The 19,108-nt window shown below is 72.6% G+C and carries 20 protein-coding genes; 7 read left to right on the top strand and 13 right to left on the bottom strand.

Annotation, left to right across the window (positions count from 1 at the left end; translation table 11 throughout):
- Positions 1-7: 7 nt before the first annotated feature.
- Positions 8-1,870, bottom strand: coding sequence for a 2-oxoacid:acceptor oxidoreductase subunit alpha (locus tag AMPC_RS02970; RefSeq protein ID WP_248344219.1), 1,863 nt, complete (start codon positions 1,868-1,870; stop codon positions 8-10).
- A gap of 516 nt (positions 1,871-2,386) precedes the next feature.
- On the opposite strand from AMPC_RS02970, the gene AMPC_RS02965 reads away from it, so the two are divergent.
- Genes AMPC_RS02965 through AMPC_RS02950 form a run of 4 tightly spaced genes read left to right on the top strand, consistent with a single transcriptional unit; the run spans position 2,387 to position 5,262 of the window.
- Positions 2,387-2,659, top strand: a complete 273-nt coding sequence (locus AMPC_RS02965) for a 4Fe-4S dicluster domain-containing protein (RefSeq protein WP_248344218.1) — start codon at positions 2,387-2,389, stop codon at positions 2,657-2,659.
- A gap of 11 nt (positions 2,660-2,670) precedes the next feature.
- A complete protein-coding gene (locus AMPC_RS02960) occupies positions 2,671-3,834 on the top strand; it encodes a 2-oxoacid:acceptor oxidoreductase subunit alpha (RefSeq protein WP_248344217.1) in 1,164 nt (387 codons plus the stop codon).
- Complete coding sequence (locus tag AMPC_RS02955; RefSeq protein ID WP_248344216.1) at positions 3,831-4,697, top strand: 2-oxoacid:ferredoxin oxidoreductase subunit beta; 867 nt, start codon at positions 3,831-3,833, stop codon at positions 4,695-4,697. The genes AMPC_RS02960 and AMPC_RS02955 overlap by 4 nt, the downstream gene beginning before the upstream one ends.
- A gap of 10 nt (positions 4,698-4,707) precedes the next feature.
- A complete protein-coding gene (locus tag AMPC_RS02950; RefSeq protein ID WP_248344215.1) occupies positions 4,708-5,262 on the top strand; it encodes a 2-oxoacid:acceptor oxidoreductase family protein in 555 nt (184 codons plus the stop codon).
- 110 nt (positions 5,263-5,372) lie between these two features.
- Here the strand turns inward: AMPC_RS02950 and AMPC_RS02945 are convergent, their stop codons facing one another.
- Genes AMPC_RS02945 through queD form a run of 4 tightly spaced genes read right to left on the bottom strand, consistent with a single transcriptional unit; the run spans position 5,373 to position 8,488 of the window.
- Complete coding sequence (locus AMPC_RS02945) at positions 5,373-6,761, bottom strand: FAD-binding oxidoreductase (RefSeq protein ID WP_248344214.1); 1,389 nt, start codon at positions 6,759-6,761, stop codon at positions 5,373-5,375.
- Positions 6,758-7,444, bottom strand: a complete 687-nt coding sequence (locus AMPC_RS02940) for an SDR family NAD(P)-dependent oxidoreductase (protein WP_248344213.1) — start codon at positions 7,442-7,444, stop codon at positions 6,758-6,760. Before AMPC_RS02940 ends, AMPC_RS02945 begins: the two co-directional genes overlap by 4 nt.
- Positions 7,441-8,109 carry a GTP cyclohydrolase I gene (folE, locus tag AMPC_RS02935; protein ID WP_248344211.1) on the bottom strand — a complete coding sequence of 223 codons (669 nt, stop codon included), beginning with the start codon at positions 8,107-8,109 and terminating at the stop codon, positions 7,441-7,443. Before folE ends, AMPC_RS02940 begins: the two co-directional genes overlap by 4 nt.
- The gene (gene queD / locus AMPC_RS02930) at positions 8,093-8,488 is read right to left on the bottom strand and encodes a 6-carboxytetrahydropterin synthase QueD (RefSeq protein ID WP_248344210.1); all 396 of its coding nucleotides are present in this window, start codon (positions 8,486-8,488) and stop codon (positions 8,093-8,095) included. The genes folE and queD overlap by 17 nt, the downstream gene beginning before the upstream one ends.
- Before the next feature lie 230 nt (positions 8,489-8,718).
- On the opposite strand from queD, the gene AMPC_RS02925 reads away from it, so the two are divergent.
- The 3 genes from AMPC_RS02925 to AMPC_RS02915 all read left to right on the top strand — a co-directional run bounded on the left by AMPC_RS02925 (position 8,719) and on the right by AMPC_RS02915 (position 11,984).
- Positions 8,719-8,991 (top strand): hypothetical protein, encoded by a 273-nt coding sequence (locus AMPC_RS02925; RefSeq protein ID WP_248344209.1) that lies wholly within the window; start codon positions 8,719-8,721, stop codon positions 8,989-8,991.
- A gap of 88 nt (positions 8,992-9,079) precedes the next feature.
- Positions 9,080-10,612, top strand: coding sequence for a sensor histidine kinase (locus AMPC_RS02920; protein WP_248344208.1), 1,533 nt, complete (start codon positions 9,080-9,082; stop codon positions 10,610-10,612).
- Positions 10,613-10,622: 10 nt separating this feature from the next.
- Complete coding sequence (locus AMPC_RS02915) at positions 10,623-11,984, top strand: sigma-54-dependent transcriptional regulator (RefSeq protein ID WP_248344207.1); 1,362 nt, start codon at positions 10,623-10,625, stop codon at positions 11,982-11,984.
- 99 nt (positions 11,985-12,083) lie between these two features.
- Here AMPC_RS02915 and AMPC_RS02910 read toward each other — a convergent pair whose 3' ends face one another.
- The 8 genes from AMPC_RS02910 to ilvC all read right to left on the bottom strand — a co-directional run bounded on the left by AMPC_RS02910 (position 12,084) and on the right by ilvC (position 19,106).
- The gene (locus AMPC_RS02910) at positions 12,084-12,434 is read right to left on the bottom strand and encodes an integration host factor subunit alpha (protein ID WP_248344206.1); all 351 of its coding nucleotides are present in this window, start codon (positions 12,432-12,434) and stop codon (positions 12,084-12,086) included.
- An 87-nt stretch (positions 12,435-12,521) separates the two neighbouring features.
- Complete coding sequence (locus AMPC_RS02905; protein WP_248344205.1) at positions 12,522-12,971, bottom strand: hypothetical protein; 450 nt, start codon at positions 12,969-12,971, stop codon at positions 12,522-12,524.
- Positions 12,972-12,984: 13 nt separating this feature from the next.
- Positions 12,985-15,402: a phenylalanine--tRNA ligase subunit beta gene (gene pheT, locus AMPC_RS02900; protein WP_248344204.1), complete on the bottom strand. Its 2,418-nt coding sequence runs from the start codon at positions 15,400-15,402 to the stop codon at positions 12,985-12,987.
- 28 nt (positions 15,403-15,430) lie between these two features.
- A complete protein-coding gene (gene pheS, locus AMPC_RS02895; protein ID WP_318654314.1) occupies positions 15,431-16,507 on the bottom strand; it encodes a phenylalanine--tRNA ligase subunit alpha in 1,077 nt (358 codons plus the stop codon).
- A 16-nt stretch (positions 16,508-16,523) separates the two neighbouring features.
- Positions 16,524-16,868: a 50S ribosomal protein L20 gene (gene rplT / locus AMPC_RS02890; RefSeq protein ID WP_248344202.1), complete on the bottom strand. Its 345-nt coding sequence runs from the start codon at positions 16,866-16,868 to the stop codon at positions 16,524-16,526.
- A gap of 117 nt (positions 16,869-16,985) precedes the next feature.
- Positions 16,986-17,189, bottom strand: coding sequence for a 50S ribosomal protein L35 (rpmI, locus tag AMPC_RS02885; RefSeq protein ID WP_248344200.1), 204 nt, complete (start codon positions 17,187-17,189; stop codon positions 16,986-16,988).
- Positions 17,190-17,207: 18 nt separating this feature from the next.
- A complete protein-coding gene (infC, locus tag AMPC_RS02880; protein ID WP_318654329.1) occupies positions 17,208-17,906 on the bottom strand; it encodes a translation initiation factor IF-3 in 699 nt (232 codons plus the stop codon).
- A 174-nt stretch (positions 17,907-18,080) separates the two neighbouring features.
- A complete protein-coding gene (gene ilvC, locus AMPC_RS02875; RefSeq protein WP_248344198.1) occupies positions 18,081-19,106 on the bottom strand; it encodes a ketol-acid reductoisomerase in 1,026 nt (341 codons plus the stop codon).
- Positions 19,107-19,108 lie beyond the last annotated feature (2 nt).

Genomic DNA, 19,108 nt, shown 5'->3' with positions numbered 1-19,108 from the left:
TCCTGGCCTAGAGCAGCTCGCGAACGGCGGCGGCCAGCTCGAACGTCTTGATGGGCTTGCCGTTGATCCGGTTGAACTGCACCGGATCGACGCCGGGGAAGCTGGCGCGGACGTAGAAGGCGAGCTGACCCGCGTTCACCTCGGGGATGACCACCTTCTCGTAGCTGCGGAGCACCGCGCCGAGGTTCTTCGGCAGCGGGTTGAGCCAGCGCAGGTGCGCGTGGGCCACGCTCTTCCCCTCCGCCTGGAGCGCCTCGGCGGTGGTGCGGACGGAGCCGTAGGTGCCGCCCCAGGAGAGCAGGAGGACCTTCCCCTTCTCCGGGCCGCTCACCTTCACGTCGGGGACGTCCTCGACGACGTTGGCCACCTTCTGCGCGCGGGTGCGGACCATCTTCTCGTGGTTCGCGCCGTCGTACGAGACCATGCCGGAGAGCGAGTCCTTCTCGAGGCCGCCGACGCGGTGCTCGAGGCCGGCCGTGCCGGGGACCGCCCAGGGGCGGACGAGCTTGGCGTCGCGCTTGTACGGGAGGAACTCGCCGGCCTCGCCGTTCGCCGCCGTCTGGTAGCTCACCTTCACCTTCGGCAGCTCGGACGGATCGGGGATACGGAACGGCTCGGAGCCGTTGGCGAGGTAGCCGTCGGTCAGCAGGATGACCGGGGTCATCCACTTCACCGCGATCTTCATCGCCTCCATCGCCGAGTAGAAGCAGTCGGCGGGGCTCTGCGCCGCGAGCACCGGGACCGGGCACTCGCCGTGCCGCCCGTAGAGGGAGAAGAGCAGGTCGGCCTGCTCGGTCTTGGTCGGCATGCCGGTGGACGGGCCGCCGCGCTGCACGTTGACGATGACGAGCGGCAGCTCGGTGATGCAGGCGAGGCCGATCATCTCCGACTTGAGGGCGAGGCCCGGGCCGGAGGTGCTGGTGCAGGCGAGCGCGCCGCCGAAGGCCGCGCCGATGGCCGACCCGATGCCGGCGATCTCGTCCTCGGCCTGGAAGGTCACCACCCCGTCCTCCTTCAGGTTCGACATCTCCTGGAGGATCTCGGTGGCGGGGGTGATGGGGTAGCTGCCGAGGAAGACCTGCCGGCCGGTCTGGCGGGCCACCGCGGCGAACCCGAGCGCGGTGGCGTAGTTGCCGGTCATGTTCCGGTAGACGCCGGGCGCGAGCTTCGCCGCCGGGACCTCGTAGGAGGCGTGGAACAGCTCCGAGGTCTCGCCGAAGTTGTAGCCGGCCTTGAACACCGCCACGTTGGCCGCGGCGATGGGCGGCTTCTTGGCGAACTTCTTGTTGATGTTGCCGATCTCGTGCTCGGCGTCCCGGTTGTAGAGCCAGAACATGAGGCCGAGCGCGAAGTAGTTCTTGCAGCGGGCGATCTCCTTGGCGGAGAGGCCCGAGCCCTGGAGCGCCGCCTCGGTGAGGGCGCTGATGTCCACCGCGAAGACCTTGTAGTTCTGCTTCAGCGCCGCGTCGTCGAGCGGGTTCGACTTGTACCCGGCCTTCTCGAGGTTCTGCGCGTTGAAGGCGCCGGTGTTCACGATCAGCATCCCGCCGACCTTGAGATCGGCGAGGTTGGTCTTGAACGCGGCCGGGTTCATGGCCACGAGCACGTCGGGCGCGTCGCCCGGCGTGTGGATGTCGCGGGAGGAGAAGTTGAGCTGGTAGCCGGAGACGCCGAAGAGCGAGCCGGCCGGCGCGCGGATCTCGGCCGGATAGTCGGGGAAGGTCGCGAGGTCGTTGCCCGCGAGCGCGGAGGCCTTCGTGAACTCGGTTCCGGTCAGCTGCATGCCGTCGCCGGAGTCGCCCACGAAGCGGATGGTGACGGTGTCGACCTGCTCGATTTTGCGGTCGCTGGGGGTGGCTGGTGTGGACATTCGGCCTTCACACTCCTTCGGGTTAGGAGCCGAACAGCGCGAAAAAGGCCCGTCGTCGGCTTCAGCGACCGTCTCCGGTCCCGGCGAGCCCCGTCAAGCAATCACAGGCGTTTTCGGGTGGTCGTTATCCCCACTTTTCCTATGAGTGTCAAGGCGTCCGCAGTTTTTGCGCCCCACCCGGGACTTCCCGTCCTTGCGGGCAGATAGGGCGCTCTCCGGGCTCGGGATCGGCCCCCGGCGACCCCGTTCGATCAAGTCGCCCCGTCCCGACCTTGATCGCCGACAGCCCCTCACCCAGCGCGAAAAATAGTTGGGCGCTCCCCCGCGCCCGCGCGGCCGGCGCCCGCCCCGGCGGAAGTGGCCTGCATCACAACGGGATCGCCGCGCGCGGCGCAATCGTCGTCACCGCGAGTCGAATACACGGATCGTCAATGACGCTTGTCAGACCCACACGCGGGGTGTAGGAGCGGGACTCTTCGTGAACCCGTTCCCGGCCCGCGCGCCGAGGGAGAGACGATGACGACGGAGACCGCGCCAGCGGCCAAGAAGGACAAGAAGTTCCGCGGGGTCGTGGTGGTGAACCGCGAGCACTGCAAGGGCTGCGGCTTCTGCGTGGAGTTCTGCCCCCTCGAGGCCCTCGACCTCGAGGCCGGCTACAACGCCAAGGGCTACCACCCCCCGTTCCTCGCGAAGCCCGAGAAGTGCAACGGCTGCGACATGTGCGGCCTCTACTGCCCCGACTTCGCCATCTACGGCTACCGCGAGAAGCTCGAAGGCGCGGCCGCCTGAGGAGACCGACCATGTCCAACGCCAGCTCCCCCGGAGTCCTTACCGGCAGCCACTACCTCGACGGCGACCACGCCTGCAGCGAGGGCGCCATCGCCGCCGGCTGCCGCTTCGCCGCCGGCTACCCCATCACCCCGTCCACCGAGGTGGTGGAGCGCATCGCCCAGCGCTTCCCGCAGGTCGGCGGCCGCTTCCTCCAGTTCGAGGACGAGCTCGCCGCCTCCATCGCCCTGCTCGGCGGCGCCTGGGGCGGCGCCAAGGCCCTCACCGTCACCTCCGGCCCGGGCTTCTCGCTCATGATGGAGCACCTCGGCTACGCCGCCATCACCGAGACCCCCTGCGTCTACGTCGACGTGCAGCGCGCCGGCCCCTCCACCGGCCTCCCGACGCAGCCGGCGCAGGGCGACATGATGCAGGCCCGCTTCGGCTCGCACGGCGACTACCGGATCATCGCCCTCTGCCCCAACTCGCCGCAGGAGTGCTTCGACCTCACCGTCGAGGCGTTCAACCTGGCGGAGGAGTTCCGGGTCCCGGTGCTGGTGATGCTCGACGAGGTGGTCGGCCACATGACCGAGAAGGTGGTCATCCCGTCCGCGGAGCGGATCCCGGTCACCCCGCGCAAGTTCACCAAGAAGACGCCCGGCACCTTCAAGCTCTTCGAGCCCGCCGAGGGGACCCTCGTCCCCGAGATGGCGATGCCGGGCCAGGGCCACCGCATCCACGTCACCGGCCTGACCCACGACGAGCGCGGCTACCCGGCCATGACCGTCGCGGCGCAGGAGAAGATGCAGCGCCGGCTCTTCGACAAGATCGTCCTCAACGCCGACCGGATCGTGCGGTGGGAGGAGAAGCACCTCGACGACGCCGAGGTGGTGGTGGTGAGCTACGGCATCACCTCCCGGATCGCCGAGAAGGCCATCCAGGCGGCGCGCGATCAGGGCGTGAAGGTCGGCTCGTTCCGGCTCATCACCGCCTGGCCCTTCCCGGAGAAGCAGATCATCGAGCTCTCGCGCAAGGTGAAGGCCTTCGTGGTGCCGGAGCTCAACATGGGCCAGATGATGCTCGAGGTGGAGCGCATCGCCGGCGGCCGCTGCAAGACCGTCGGGGTCCCGCACGTCGGCGGCACCGTCCACAACCCCGAGGTCATCCTCAACGCCATCCTGGAGGCCGTTCGATGAGCGCGCCCGTTCGTGAGAACCCGGTCGACAAGTACCTGCGCAAGGAGCGCATGCCGAGCATCTGGTGCCCGGGCTGCGGCATCGGCACCACGGTGAACTGCTTCACGCGCGCCCTCGACGCCTCCGGCTTCGACCTCGAGAAGGTGGCGGTGGTGAGCGGCATCGGGTGCACCGGCCGCGTGGCGGGCTACCTCAAGCTCGACTCGTTCCACACCACCCACGGCCGCGCCATCCCGTTCGCGACCGGCCTCAAGCTGGCCCGCCCGGACCTGAACGTGGTGGTCTACTCCGGCGACGGCGACCTCTCGGCCATCGGCGGCAACCACCTCATCCACGCCGCCCGGCGCAACGCCGACCTCCTCGTGGTCTGCGTGAACAACTTCACGTACGGCATGACCGGCGGCCAGGTGACCCCCACCACGCCCAACCCGGCCATCGCCTCGACCACGCCCTACGGCGCCTACGAGCAGTCCTTCAACCTGCCCCACCTGGTCGCGTCCTGCGGCGGCGTCTTCGTCGCGCGCTGGACCGCCTACCACGTGCGGCAGATCGCGAAGACCATGGGCGAGGCGCTCTCGAAGAAGGGCTTCCGCTTCATCGAGATCATCGCCCCCTGCCCCACCCTGTACCTGCGCCGCAACAAGCTCGGCGAGGGGCTCGACGAGATGAAGTTCTACCAGGAGAAGAGCGTGGTGATGAACGGCGCCGACACCCGCGAGGTCGGGCTCGACTTCCGCGACGAGATCCCGGTCGGGAAGTTCGTCGACATCGAGCGCCCCACGCTCGAGGAGGCGATGGAGGCGCGCCTGTCGAAGGCGCTCGGCACGAAGTACGTCCCCTACACCTCGCCGGGCAAGGCCTAGGAGGAAGACAATGGGTCCCACGGAGATCAAGATCGGCGGCCTCGGCGGCCAGGGCGTCATCCTCGGCGGCATCATCATCGGCAAGGCGGCGGCGCTCTTCGACGACAAGCACTCCTGCCTCACCCAGGCCTTCGGGCCGGAGGCGCGCGGCTCGGCGTGCAGCGCCCAGGTGGTGGTGGACACGAGCCCCATCCTCTACCCGTACGTCCACCGGCCGCACCTCATGGTGGCGATGTCGCAGGACGCCTTCGTGAAGTTCTCGCCGGAGCTCCGGCCGGACGGCACGCTCCTCATCGAGGAGGACCTCGTGAAGCCGGCCGGGCTGCCGCCGACGGTGAAGGTCTACGCCGTCCCGGCGACGCGCATCGCCGAGGAGCTCGGCAAGAAGATGGTGCTCAACATCGTCATGGTGGGCTTCTTCACCGCCGTGACCGGGCTCGTGAGCGAGCAGGCCGCGCGCGAGGCGGTGAAGGACTCGGTCCCGCCCGCCACCGTCGAGCTCAACATGAAGGCGTTCGACCGCGGCTACGCCTACGGGAAGCAGCTGCTCGCCGCGAAGGCGTAGCGCCCGCCCCCGCCCCTCCCTCACCCTCCCCCGCTCCGCGGGGGAGGGAACCTTCGAGCGCCCCCCGAGGCGCTCCCTCCCCACCGCGTGGGGAGGGGCGGCGCCTCCCCTCAGCCCCGCTCCGGGAAGATCTTCCCCGGGTTCAGGATCCCGAGCGGATCGAACACCGCCTTGAGCCGCCGCTGCAGCGCCACCTGCTCGGCGCCCTGCTCGTACTCGAGGAAGTCGCGCTTCGCGAGCCCCACCCCGTGCTCGCCGGTGATGGTGCCGCCGAGGTCCACCGCCGCCCGCAGCACCTCGCCCACCGCCGCCTCCACCCGGGGCCGCTCCTCCTCGGCGTCGAAGAGCACGTTGGCGTGCAGGTTGCCGTCGCCGGCGTGGCCGTAGGTCGCGACCTCGAAGCCGTGGCGCCGCCCGATCTCGCGGGTGACGGCCACCATCTCCGGGATGCGCGAGCGCGGCACCGCGACGTCCTCCGAGAGCTTCCTCGGGTGGAGCGCCTTCAGGTTCACCGAGAGGTACTTGCGGGTCTCCCAGATCTCGCGCCGCTGCGCCTCGTTCTGGGCGACGATCACCTCCCCGGCCGCGTCGCCCGCCACCGCCTCCGCGACGCGGGCGATCTCCGCGAAGACCTGCTCCTCGTCGTTGCCGTCGGTCTCCACGAGCAGCGCCGCGCCGGCCTCCTCGGGGAAGCGGAACGGCGAGGTGCGGGCGCAGGCCCGGAGCGCCACGTCGTCGAGGAGCTCCAGGCAGCGCGGGATCACGCCCTCGGAGAGCACCCGCGCGACCGCCCGCGACGCGTCCTCCACCGAGCGAAAGCAGACCAGCGCCGTCGCCACGTGGCGCGGCCGGGGCAACAGCTTGAGGGTGATCCCGGTGACCACCCCGAGCGTCCCCTCGCTGCCCACGAAGAGCGCGGTGAGGTCGTACCCGGCGACCCCCTTGATGCTGCGCTTCCCGGTGCGGAGCACCTCGCCGGTGGGCAGCACCACCTCCAGCCCCAGCACGTACTCGCGCGTGACCCCGTACTTGAGCGCCCGCGGCCCGCCGGCGTTCTCGGCCACGTTGCCGCCGAGCGTGCAGAGGTCGAGCGAGTTGGGGTCGGGCGGGTAGAAGAGCCCGCTCGCCTCCACCGCCGCCTGGAAGCGGCCGGTGATCACGCCCGGCTCGACGCGCGCGGTGAGGTCCTCGGCCCGGATCTCGAGGATCCGGTCCATCCGCTCGAGCGAGAGCGCGATCCCGCCGCGCAGGGCGAGCGTGCCGCCCGACTTGCCGGAGCGGGCGCCCACCGGCACCACCGGCACCCGGTGGCGGCTCGCCACCTCGAAGACCCGGCGCACGTCCTCGGCGCCCGCGGCGAGCACCAGCGCGTCGGGCGGGTAGAGCCCCAGCTCCGACTCGTCCCGGCCGTACGGCTCGAGCCGCTCCCGGTCCGCGCTCACCTTCTCCGGCCCGAGCGCCCGGACCAGGGCCTCCAGGACCTCGGGGGCGAGGCTCATCCGAAGACCTCCACGTTGGCGCCGTTCATGGCGTCGGGCGCCTCGAGCGCGCAGAAGGCGATCACCTTCGCCACCTCGGCGGGGGTCATCTGCGGCTCGAACGGCGTCTCCCGCAGCATCTCCGTGTCCACCGAGCCGGGCGAGACCGAGAGCGCCTGCACGCCGGCGCCGCGCAGCTCCTCGGCGAGCGACTTGGTGAAGCCGATGAGCCCCCACTTCGACGCGTTGTAGGCGCTCCCCTCGGGCGTGCCCAGGGTGCCGGAGATGGAGGCGACGTTGACGATGCGCCCGCGCCGCCGCCCCTTCATGCCGGGCAGCGCCGCCCGGGCGCAGAGGAAGGCCCCGGTGAGGTTCACCTCGAGCACGGCGCGGAACCGCTCCGGCGCGAGCCGCTCGACGAGGCCGCGCTCGAGGATCCCGGCGCAGCAGACGAGCACGTCGCACGCGCCCACCCGGGCCTCGTGCGCGGCGACGAGCTCCGCCACCTCCGCCTCCCGGGTGACGTCGCACCGCGCCGCCATGGCGGCGTCGCCGCGCCGCACCACCGCCTCGAGCTGCGCCAGCGATCGCGCCGCCACCGTGACCCGCCCGCCGGCGCGCGTCAGCGCCGCCGCGACCGCCGCGCCGATGCCGCGGCCGCCGCCGGTCACCACCGCGCCGAAGGGGCGGACGTCCACGCTCACCGCGCCCCCCGCCGGCCTCCGGCGCTGCGCCGCCGCGGCTCCTCCTCGGGCAGCGGCTCGCCGGTGAGGGACAGGAAGCGCCGCTGCAGGGCCTCGTCGCGGGCGAACGCGCCGAGGAAGCACTGCGCGTGGGCCCGCGCCTCGCGCCGGCGCTCGCCCCGCACCGTCATGCAGAACTGCTCCGCCTCGAGCACGCAGGCCGCGCCGCGGGCGCCGAGGTGCTCGACGAGCGCCCGGGCGACGTCGGCGGCGAGCTCCTCCTGGAGGACCAGCCGGTGGGCGAAGCAGTCCACGAGCCGGGCCAGCTGCCCGAAGCCGACCACCTTGCCGCCGGGCACGTAGGCGACGTGGGCCACGCCGCGCGAGGGCAGGAGGTGGTGGGGGCAGACGGAGTGGTAGTCGATGCCGGTCACCGCGACGAGGTCCTCGCCGGCCCGGGCGATCGCCCCGCCGAGGATCCGGGCCGGGTCCTGCCCGTAGCCGTCCACGAGGTCCTCCAGCCAGGCCTCGGCCACGCGCGCCGGCGTGGCGGCGAGGTCGGGCCCGCGCCGCACGCCGGGCGGGAGCGCCAGGGCGTCGAGGAAGCGGGCCGTCGCCTCGGCCACCGCCGCGCGGGCGGGCGCGGGGCGCCGCCGGGCCGTGCCCCCCTTACGCCGGGCCGGCAAGCGCGCCCCGGTAGACCACGCAGCAGCCCGGGATCTCGAACAGCCGCACCTCGGCGAGGCCCGGGAGCCTGGGCGCGAGGGTCTCGAAGATCCAGCGGGCGATGTTCTCCGCGGTCGGGTTCTCGAGGAAGTCGTTCAGGGTGCGGTGATCCACCCGCTGGACCACGTGCTCCTGGACCAGCTCCTTCACCCGCCCGAAGTCGGCCACCATGCCGGTGCGGGGATCCACGTCCCCCTCCACCGCGACGAGGAAGCGGTAGTTGTGGCCGTGCATCCGGAAGCACGGCCCGTCGTAGCGGGGCAGCCGGTGGGCCGCGGCGAAGTGGAACTCCACCTCCAGGCGAGCCGGGCGGTGGTCGGTGTAGTCGATGGTCGCCATCGCCGGGGTTATAGCCCGCGCCGGGGAGTCCCGGCACAGTCCTCGACCGGACACCGTCCCCCTTTTCCCCGCCGCGCCAGCTCCCCGCGCCCCGCCCGCGCCGCGCCGGGCGCCAACCGGGCGTCATTGCTGGAAGAACGGCGGAGCGGCCGAGCGGCACGCCGATTGCGAAGCACCGGAGCCGGACGGAACGGATTCGTCCCCAGAAACTCCATCAGGGAGAGACACCCATGAAGATCCTCAGCGCCCTCGTCGCCTCCGCGTTCCTCGCCTCCTCCGCCGTCGCCGCCGAGCCGGCCCCGGCCGCCGCCGCTGCCCCGGCCGCCCCGGCTGCCCCGGCCGCCGCCGCCCCGGCCGCCCCGGCCGCCCCGGCCGCTCCGGCCGCCGAGGTGAAGAAGGAGGAGAAGAAGGTCGAGAAGAAGGCGGAGAAGAAGGCCGCCAAGAAGGCCAAGAAGGCCGAGAAGAAGGCGGAGAAGGCCGAGAAGGCCGAGGCCGCGAAGTAAGTCCGTCCGTTTTCGGATAGGCTTTCGGGGCCGGTCGCGATCGCACGCGGCCGGCCCTTTTTCTTTCCGCTCGCGGTGGAGCGCCCGCATGTCGCTGCGGCTCCAGATCACCCTCCTCTTCGGCGCCATCCTGGTGCTCACCATGTCCACCGCCGCGGGGGTGGGCGAGCGGATCGCCGCGCGCGCCGTGGAGCAGGCGGTCCGCGACCGCTCGCTCGAGGTGGCGCGCTCCATCCGCGGCGACCTCGACCTGTCGCACGACGTCTCGCGCGGCTTCGATCCGGCCCGCGCCGCCGACCGGCTCACCGCCGCGCTGCGCCGGCACCGGAACATCCGGGCCGCCGAGCTCGCCATCCGCCACCCCGGCGTGGACGACGTCATCCGGATCCAGTTCACCACGGCCGGGCCGGAGACCCTCTTCGCCCAGCGCGAGTACGACTTCCCCGACCAGCCGGCGGCGCTCCTGGTGGGCTCGGGCGAGGCCCGCGCCTGGCAGGTGGACCTGCCGGTGAAGGACTCCTACGGCCGCACCGTGGCCGCCCTGCGCGTCGAGACCTTCGTCTCCGACGCGGAGTCGCTGGCCGAGAAGGAGCGCCGCGCCTTCCTCGCCGTCACCGGCGTCTCCGGCCTCGTGCTGGTGGTCGCCTTCACCCTCATCCTCCGCCGCATGCTCGCCCGCCCGCTCGAGGCGCTGGCGTCGTCGATGGCGCGCGTCGAGGAGGGGGCGCTCGAGGAGGTCCGGGTCCCCGGCACCGGCCGGCCCGACGAGATCGGCCAGGTGGCGCGCGGCCTCGAGGCGATGCTGGAGCGGCTGCGCGGGTTCAACCAGCAGCTCCAGGAGCGGGTGGACGCCGCCACCGCCGACCTCGCCCAGAAGAACCGCGAGCTCGCCGAGCTGAACGACCTGCTCGTCGAGGCCCGGCGCGACCTCGGCAGCAAGGAGCAGCTCGCCGCCCTCGGGCAGCTCTCCGGCACCATCGCCCACGAGCTCGGCAACCCGCTCAACGCCATCAGCGGCCACGTGCAGATGCTGGCCCGCAGCGCGGCCATCCCCGGCGACGAGCGGGAGCAGCTCGCCATCGTCGAGGGCGAGGTGAAGCGGATGACCGCCATCATCCGGCGCTTCCTCGACTCGGCCCGCGCGCTCACGCCGGCGCCGGAGCCGGTGGAGGTCGGGGCGCTGGTGGACGAGGCCCTCTCGCTCACCCTCTCCGCCGACGTGCGCGGCCGGCTGCAGGTCGCGCGCGAGGTGCCGGGCGACCTGGGCCGGGTGGCGCTCGATCCCTCCCTCGTCCGGCACGTGCTCACCAACTTCATCGCCAACGCCGTGGACGCCATGGCCCAGGGGGGCAAGCTCACGGTCCGCGCCCGCCGCGACGACGGGCTCCTCGCCCTCCAGGTGGCCGACACCGGGCCGGGCATCCCGCCGGAGGAGCGCAAGCGGATCTTCGAGCCGTTCTACACCACCAAGCCGCGCGGGAAGGGCACCGGCCTCGGCCTCGCCATCTGCCGCGAGATCGCGAGCGCGCTCAAGGGGCGCATCGAGGTGGACAGCCAGCCCGGGCGCGGCGCCACCTTCACGCTGCTCGTGCCGGCCCCGCCCTCGGCCCCACCGCGTTAGGATCCCCGAGATGGAACCCGCCCGCATCACCGTCATCGACGACGACCCCTCGAGCCGCGACCTCCTCACCCGGCTGCTCCGCTCCGAGGGGTACCAGGTCACCCCGCTCGCCGACGGGCGCGAGGCGCTCGACCGGCTGGGCGCCGAGGGCGCCCCCGACCTCGTGGTCTCCGACATCCGCATGGGCGAGGTGGACGGGCTGCAGGTCACCGACGCGTTCAGGCAGAAGGCCCCCGACACGCCGGTGATCCTGGTGACCGCCTTCGGCAACATCGACGGCGCGGTCGAGGCCATCCGGCGCGGGGCGTTCGACTACGTCTCCAAGCCGTACGACATCGACGCCATCAAGGTCGTGGTGGCGCGCGCCGTGAAGCAGCGGCAGCTCGCCCTCGAGAACAAGGCGCTCCGGCGCGACCTGCGCGAGAAGTACCGGCTCGAGAACGTGGTCGGCCGGAGCGAGGCGATGCTGCAGGTCTACAAGACCGCGGCCCGGGTCGCGGCCACCGACGCGACCGTCCTCATCCAGGGCGAGAGCGGCACCGGCAAGGAGCTCGTCGCCCGCGCCATCCACGCGGCCTCCCCGCGCAGCGGCGGCCCCTTCGTCGCGGTGGACTGCGGGGCCATCGCCGAGGGCGTGCTCGAGTCGGAGCTCTTCGGCCACGCCCGGGGCGCCTTCACCGGCGCGCAGGCCTCCCGCCGCGGGCTCTTCGAGGAGGCCAACCAGGGCACGCTGTTCCTCGACGAGATCGGCGACATCGGGCCCAACCTCCAGGCGCGGCTGCTGCGCGCGCTCCAGGAGGGGACCATCCGGCGGGTGGGCACCAACGAGCCGGTCGCGGTGGACGTGCGCGTGGTGGCGGCGAGCAACAAGGACCTCGCCGCCGAGGTGAAGGCCGGGCGCTTCCGCGAGGACCTCTACTACCGGCTCAACGTGGTCACCATCCGCATCCCGCCCCTGCGGGAGCGCCGCGAGGACATCCCGCTGCTGGCCGAGCACTTCGCGGCCAAGCACGGGCGCGCCGAAGGGGCCGCCATCTCGGCGCCGGCCCGCGATCTCCTGGTCGCCCACGACTGGCCGGGCAACGTCCGCGAGCTCGAGAACGTGGTGGCCCGCGGCCTCGCCCTGAACCCGTCGGGCGTCATCCTGCCGGACGACCTGCCCGAGGCGATCCGGCGCGCCGCGCCGGCCGAGTCGGCGGCCGCGCCCGAGGCGCTCGCCCCCGGGGACCGCCCCACCCTCGCCGAGCTCGAGCGGCGCTACGCGGTCCAGGTCCTGCGCGAGACCGGCGGGAACAAGACGCGCGCCGCCGAGATCCTCGGGATCGACCGGAAGACGCTCTACCGGCTCCTCGGCGACGAGCGCGAGAGCTAGGGGACTCGCGCCCCGCGCGTCCGCGCGCACGCCGGGCCCGCGCCGTCCCACGCTTTCGGGATGGCGCCGCCGCTGGCGCGTCTGCTGAGGCCCGGAGGCTCAGCCTTGCGAGGGCTTCTCCTGCTGCGCGGCAGCCGCCGCAGCCTGGGCGGCCGCTGCAGCCTCGGCCTCGGCGCTGGCGTTGAGGGCGTTCTTGAGCACCTGGCTCGGCCGGAACGTGAGCACGCGACGGGCGGAGATCTCGATCTCCTCGCCAGTCTGGGGATTGCGGCCGACCCGCGACTTCTTGTCCCGCACGATGAAGTTGCCGAACCCGGAGATCTTGATCTTCTCCCCGCGCTCGAGCGTCTCCTTGATGGTGTCGAAGACCATCTCGACGATCTCAGCGGCTTCCTTCTTGGAGAAGCCGACCTTCTCGTAGACGCTCTCGATGATATCGGCCTTGGTCACGTCCGCCTCACAATGCTGTGGAGACCGGGTAAGTGGCTACAATCGTTAGCTGATTCACTGTCGGCTGTCAAACAACCGCGACGCGGCTCACCGGCGTCCCCCGCCACCATCGCGCCCCCGCGGGCTCGCGGGCTCCTGTCCCTCCACGCGCGACAGCTCGGCGCGGGCGCGGGCCCTTGCCTCCGCCGTCCGCTCGGAGAGCCCCTGGAGCGCGGCGTCGGTCTCGGCGGGGCTGCGGGCCTCGACCACCGGCTCCTCGCGCCCGCCGCCCAGCCGGCCGGCGCTGACGAGGAGCACGCCCGTCGCGGCGGCGAGCGCCAGCGCGGAGAGCCCGACCGCCGCCCTCCCCCTCCTCCGCGGCGCCCCGCGCCGGAGCGCCACCGCCCCGGCGACCACCCCGGCGAGCCCTAGCCCGAGCCCCAGCGGGGCGGCGAGGGCGTTCCAGCAGGAGAGGAGCGCCGCCACGGCCAGCGCCAGCGCGACCGAGCCGCGCGGCGGTCGCCGCTTCCCCTCTTCGGCCGGCGCGACCGTGGCCACTCCCGCCTCCGGGCTAGCTCGTCCGGAGCTCGGCCTTGACGGCCGGGTCGGCGGCGAGCCGCTCCAGGATCCGCTGGTGGGCCGCGTCGGCCTCGGCATCGGTGAGCGTGCGCTCGGGCAGCCGGTACCGGAGGGCCATCGCCAGGTTCTTCTTGCCCGCGGCCAGCGGCGCGCCGCGGTAGACGTCGAAGAGGGTCACCTCCTCGACGAGCGGCTCGGCGCGGACGCAGCGCAGCACCTCACCGGCCGGGACCTCCTCCGCGACCACCACCGCCAGATCGCGCAGCACGGCCGGGAAGCGCGGCACCGGCCGGTACCCGGGGACGATGCGGGCGAGCGACGCCAGGGCGGCGAGGTCGAGCTCGAACGCCAGCACCCCGCGCGGCAGCTCGAAGGCCTCGGAGACCCGAGGATGGAGCTCGCCCAGGTGGCCGAGCTCCCGTCCGCCCGCGAGCACCGTGGCGGCGCTGCGCGGGTGGAGCCACGACGGGCCGCCGCTCCGGAAGCCGGCCCGGGCGACGCCGAGCGCCTCGAGGAGCCCCTCGACGGCCGCCTTGAGATCGTAGAAGTCGGCCGCCTCCGAGCCCGCGCTCCAGCCGAGGGGGCTGCGCCGGCCGGCCAGCACGGCGGCGAGCCGCCAGGCCTCGTGCGCGGGGGCGCCGTCGGGCCCGTCCGCCGGGGCCGCGCCCTCGGGGTGGGGCGCGTAGACGCGGGCGGCCTCGTAGAGCCGCACGTCGCCGACCCGCTGGCGCAGGTTGTGGGCCGCGTTCTTGAGGAGCGACGGGACGAGCGCCGTCCGCATCACCGCCAGGTCCGCGCTGATCGGGTTCCGCAGCGCGATCGGCGCGGCGGAGCTCACCGCGGCGAGCTCCTTCTCGGCGACGAAGCTGAAGTTCACCGCCTCGCAGAAGCCGGCCGCCTCGAGCGCCTCGCGCGCCCGGTCGAGCGCCTCGGCGTCGCGGGGGCGCGACGGGGTGACGCCGGCGAGCGGCGGGAGGGTCTCCGGGATGGCGTCGTAGCCGACGGTGCGGACGATCTCCTCGACGAGATCCTCCTCGCCGGACACGTCCACGCGCCAGCTCGGGACGAGGAAGGTCGCGCCGTCCGCGCCCGCGTCGCGGGCCTCGAAGCCCAGCCCGGCCAGGATCCGCTCCGCCTCGGCGCGCGGGACCGGCATGCCGAGCAGCGCCGCCGGCCGGTCGAAGGAGAGCCTCACCTCGGCGCGCTGGTGCGGCCGGGGGTGCGCGTCCACCACGCCCGGGCGCACCTTCCCCCCGCCGAGCTCGGCGATGAGGGCGGCGCAGCGGTCGAGGGCCGGGAGCACCATGCCCGGGTCCGCGCCGCGCTCGAAGCGGTGGGAGGCCTCGGTGTGCAGGCCGTGCCGCTTCCCGGTGCGCCGCACCGTGGCCGGCGCGAACCAGGCCGACTCCACCAGCACGCGCGTCGTGCCCTGGGAGATCTCGGAGTCGCCGCCGCCCATCACGCCGGCGAGGGCGCTCGCCCGGTCGCGGTCGGCGATGACGAGGTCGTCGGGATCGAGCGCCCGCTCCTTGCCGTCGAGCGTGGTCATCCGCTCGCCCGGCCGGGCGGCGCGCGCCACGATCTCGGCCCCGGCCACCTGGTCGAGGTCGAAGGCGTGGAGCGGGTGGCCCAGCTCGAGGAGCACGTAGTTGGTCGCGTCCACCACGTTGGAGATGGAGCGGACGCCGCAGGACTCGAGCCGCCGGGCGAGCCACGCCGGCGACGGGCCGATCGTCACGCCCTCCACCACGCGCGCGGCGTAGCGGCGGCACTTCTCCGGCGCCTCGATCCGGACCTTCACCGCGTCCGAGGCCGGGCCGCCCGCCTCGGCGAGCGCGGCCCGGGGCGGCCGCACCGGCGTGCCGAGCAGCGCGGCGACCTCGCGCGCGATGCCGAGGTGCGAGAGCGCGTCGGGGCGGTTCGGGGTGACGTTCACCTCGAGCAGCACGTCGTCGAGCCCGAGCGCCGCCGCGATGGGCTGGCCGGGCGCGGTCTCGGCCGGGAGGATCAGGAGCCCCGCGGCGTCGGCCGAGAGCCCGAGCTCGCGGGCCGAGCAGAGCATGCCGAAGGACTCGACCCCGCGGAGCTTCGCCTTCTTGATCTCCACGCCGCCGGGCAGCTTCGCGCCCACGGTCGCGAGCGGCACCACGTCGCCGACGCGGTAGTTCTTCGCCCCGCAGACCACCTGGAGCGGCTCCGGGCCGCCCGCGTCCACGCGGGTGACCGAGAGCTTCTCGGCGTTGGGGTGCGGGTCGGAGGCGACGATGCGCGCGGTCACGACGCCGGCCAGCTCGGCGCCCACCCGCTCCACCGCCTCGACCTCGAGCCCCACGGCCGTGAGCCGGCGGGCCAGCTCGTCGGGGGCCGGCAGGGAGACGTACTCGGAGAGCCACTTGTAGGAGATGCGCATGCCGTTCCCGAACCGGCCGCCGGGGTCCCTAGAACTGCTCGAGGAACCGGAGGTCGTTCTCGAAGAAGAGGCGCAGGTCGTCGATCCCGGAGCGGAGCATGGCCATGCGCTCCACGCCGAAGCCGAAGGCGAAGCCGGACACCTGCGCCGGATCGAAGCCGCCGTTGGCGAGCACCTTGGGGTGGACCATGCCGGCCCCGAGCACCTCGAGCCAGCCGGTCTCCTTGCAGGTGCCGCAGCGCTTGCCGTCGCGCCGGCCGGTGCCGCCGCAGATGGAGCAGGAGACGTCCACCTCGGCGCCCGGCTCCACGAACGGGAAGTAGCTCGGGCGGAAGCGCGTCCGCGTGCCCGGGCCGAAGAAGGCGCGGGCGTAGGCGGCGAGCGTGCCCTTCAGGTCGGCGAAGGTGACGCCCCGATCGACGCAGAGCCCCTCGACCTGGTGGAACATGGGGCTGTGGGTCTGGTCGTAGTCGGAGCGGTACACCCGGCCCGGGCAGATGACCCGCAGCGGCGGCTGGCCGGCCCGCTGCATCGAGCGGACCTGCACCGGCGAGGTGTGGGTGCGGAGCAGCACGCCCGGCCGCGCGGAGGGGCCGAGGGTGCCGCCGTCCACGTAGAAGGTGTCCTGCATGTCGCGGGCGGGGTGGTCCGCCGGGATGTTGAGGGCCTCGAAGTTGAACCAGTCGAGCTCGATCTCGGGGCCGCTCGCCACCTCGTAGCCGAGGCGGGAGAAGATGGCCGCGATGTCGTCCATCGCGCGCGTGACGGGGTGGCGGTGCCCGCGCGGCACGAGCCTGCGGCCCGGCAGCGTCACGTCGAGCGCGGGGCCGCGCAGCTCGGCCTCGAGCTTCTCCTGGGCGAGCCCCTCCTGGCGGCGCGCCAGGAGCCCCTCGACCTCGTCGCGGACGCGGTTGACGACCTCGCCGACGCGGGGCCGCTCCTCGGGCGGGAGCTGCCCCATGCCCCGGAGGACCTGGGACAGCTCACCCTTCTTGCCGAGGTAGCGGACGCGGAGGTCCTCCAGGGCCCGCTCGTCGGGCGCGGCGGCGATGGCCGTCCGCGCCGCCTCGGCGAGCGCCTGGAGCTGACCTGTGGGATCCGGCACGGGGACGGCTCCCCCGCTAGGCCTGCACCGACTTCACGACCTGGGCGAAGTCGCCCGGGACGAAGAGCGCGAGGTCCGCGAGCACCTTGCGGTCGAGCGCCACGCCGGCCTTGGCGAGCGCCGAGACGAGCTTGGAGTAGCTCGTGCCGTTGAGGCGGGCCGCGGCGTTGATGCGGGTGATCCAGAGCGAGCGGAACTCGCGGCGGCGGCGGCGGCGATCGCGGGTGCTGTAGTTGAGGGCGCGCTCGACGGCCTGGTTGGCGCGCTTGTAGCAATTCTTGCGGCGGCCGCGGAAGCCCTTCGCGAGCTTCAGTACGCGGTTACGACGGCGACGAGCCTTGAAACCCTTCTTGACGCGCATCTCTCTTCTCCTGTTTGCCGGCGGGAGGCGGACCGTCCGTCACCTCCGGTGACGTCCGCGCCGCGCTTCGTGAGCCCCGCTTGGGCGCTGTGGGACCGGGCTTGCGACTACGACCGACTACCGGGCGTAGGGGAAGCACTCCTTGATCTTCTTGGCGTCCTCGTCCGTGAGGTGGCTCGTGCCGCGCAGGCCGACCTTCTGCTTCTTGGTCTTGCCGAACGTGGCGAGGTGCCGGACGCCGGCCCGGCGGAACTTCACCGCGCCGCTCTTCTTCACCTGGAACCGCTTCTTCGCGGCGCTCTTCGTCTTCAGCTTGGGCATCGTTCTCTTTCCTGTTCGTTACTGCTGTTCGACCGCCGGGGGGCGCGGGGCCTCCGCCGGCGTCTCGGGGCGAGGGGCGGCCGCGGGCTGGGCGGCGGCCTGCGGGGCCGGGGACGCCGCGCCGGCGGCAGCGGCGGCGCCCTTGGCCTCCGCCGCCCGGGCGCGATCGCGCTGGGCCTGGAGCATCTTCGGGTTCGGGGCCAGGATCATGAACATCTGGCGCCCTTCCATGCGGGGCGCGGCCTCGATGACGGCCACGTCCTTCATGTCCTCGATGACCCGCTGCAGCACCTTCTGCCCGAGCTCGCGGTGGCTCATCTCGCGGCCGCGGAAGGTCACGGTCACGCGCGCCTTGTTGGACTCGGCGAGGAACTCGCGGATCTTGCGCACCTTGACGTCGTAGTCGTGCTCCTCGGTGCGCGGGCGCAGCTTCACCTCCTTGAGCTGCACCACGACCTGCTTCTTCTTCGCCTCGTTCTGCTTCTTCTTCTCGAGGTACTTGAAGCGCCCGTAGTCCATGATCTTGCAGACGGGCGGCTTGGCCATCGGGCTGACCTCGACGAGGTCCATCCCTTCGGCCTGGGCGCGCGCCAGCGCCTGATCGATCGGCAGGACGCCGAGCTGCTCCCCGGTGGGGCCGACGACTCGAACCTCGCGCGCCTTGATGCGCCGGTTGGTGCGTGCGTCGCGCTGGCTGCGTGTGTCTCGCGGGTTGATGGCCTACTCTCCAGTACCTGTGAGCGTCGAGGCGGAACGCTCTGGAATGACTCGCTTTTGTGGTGAATCCACGCCGCCGCCGGACGGCAAAGGACAGCGTACTTTAAGGATTTCGTTCGAGAAGTCAACGCTCCTCCGCCTGCGGAGGAGCGTCGACCCCGATCGCCGGACGGGCTAGCGGCTGCCCGGGTCCGACGAATCCTTCTTCGCCTCGCGAATCCAGCTCATCATGTCGCGCAGCTTGCGCCCCACCTGCTCGATGGGGTGCTCCTTCCCCTGCTCGCGCATGGCGAGGAACATCGGCCGGCCGGCCTGGTTCTCGAGGATGAACTCGCGGGCGAAGGCGCCGGTCTGGATCTCCTTCAGGATCTTCTTCATCTCCGCCTTGGTCTGCTCGTTCACGAGGCGCGGGCCGCGGGTGTAGTCGCCGTACTCGGCGGTGTCGGAGATGGAGTGGCGCATCCAGGAGATGCCGCCCTCGTACATCATGTCGACGATGAGCTTGAGCTCGTGGAGGCACTCGAAGTAGGCGCTCTCCGGCTGGTAGCCCGCCTCGGTGAGCACCTCGAACCCGGTCATCACCAGGGCCGCGGCCCCGCCGCAGAGGACCGCCTGCTCGCCGAAGAGGTCGGTCTCGGTCTCCTCCTTGAACGTCGTCTGCAGCACGCCGGCGCGGGTGGTGCCGAGGGCGCGGGCGTAGGCGAGGCCGAGGGCGTGGGCCTGCCCGGTCGCGTCCTGCTGCACGGCGATGAGCGCCGGGGTGCCGCGGCCGTCCTGGTACTGGCGGCGCACCATGTGGCCGGGGCTCTTCGGGGCGATGAGCACCACGTCCACGTCGGCCGGAGGCTGGATCTGCTTGAAGTGGACGTTGAAGCCGTGGGCGAAGAACAGCGCCTTGCCCTTGGTGAGCGCCGGGGCGATCTCCTCCTCGTAGACCTTCCGCTGGGTCTGGTCGGGGATGAGGATCATGATGAGGTCGGCCTCCTTGGCCGCCTCCGCGACGCTGAGGACGCGCAGCCCGGCCGCCTCCGCCTTCTTGCGGGAGGCGGAGCCGGCGTGGAGGCCCACCCGCACGTCCACGCCCGAGTCCTTCAGGTTGAGGGCGTGGGCGTGGCCCTGGCTCCCGTACCCGACGATCGCCACCTTGCGGTTCTTGATCAGGTCGAGGTTGGCGTCCTTGTCGTAGAAGATCGTGGCCATTT

The organism is Anaeromyxobacter paludicola, assembly GCF_023169965.1.
In the GTDB taxonomy this organism is placed as follows: Bacteria; Myxococcota; Myxococcia; order Myxococcales; family Anaeromyxobacteraceae; genus Anaeromyxobacter_B; species Anaeromyxobacter_B paludicola.
This window is presented reverse-complemented; position numbering and strand designations above follow the sequence as displayed.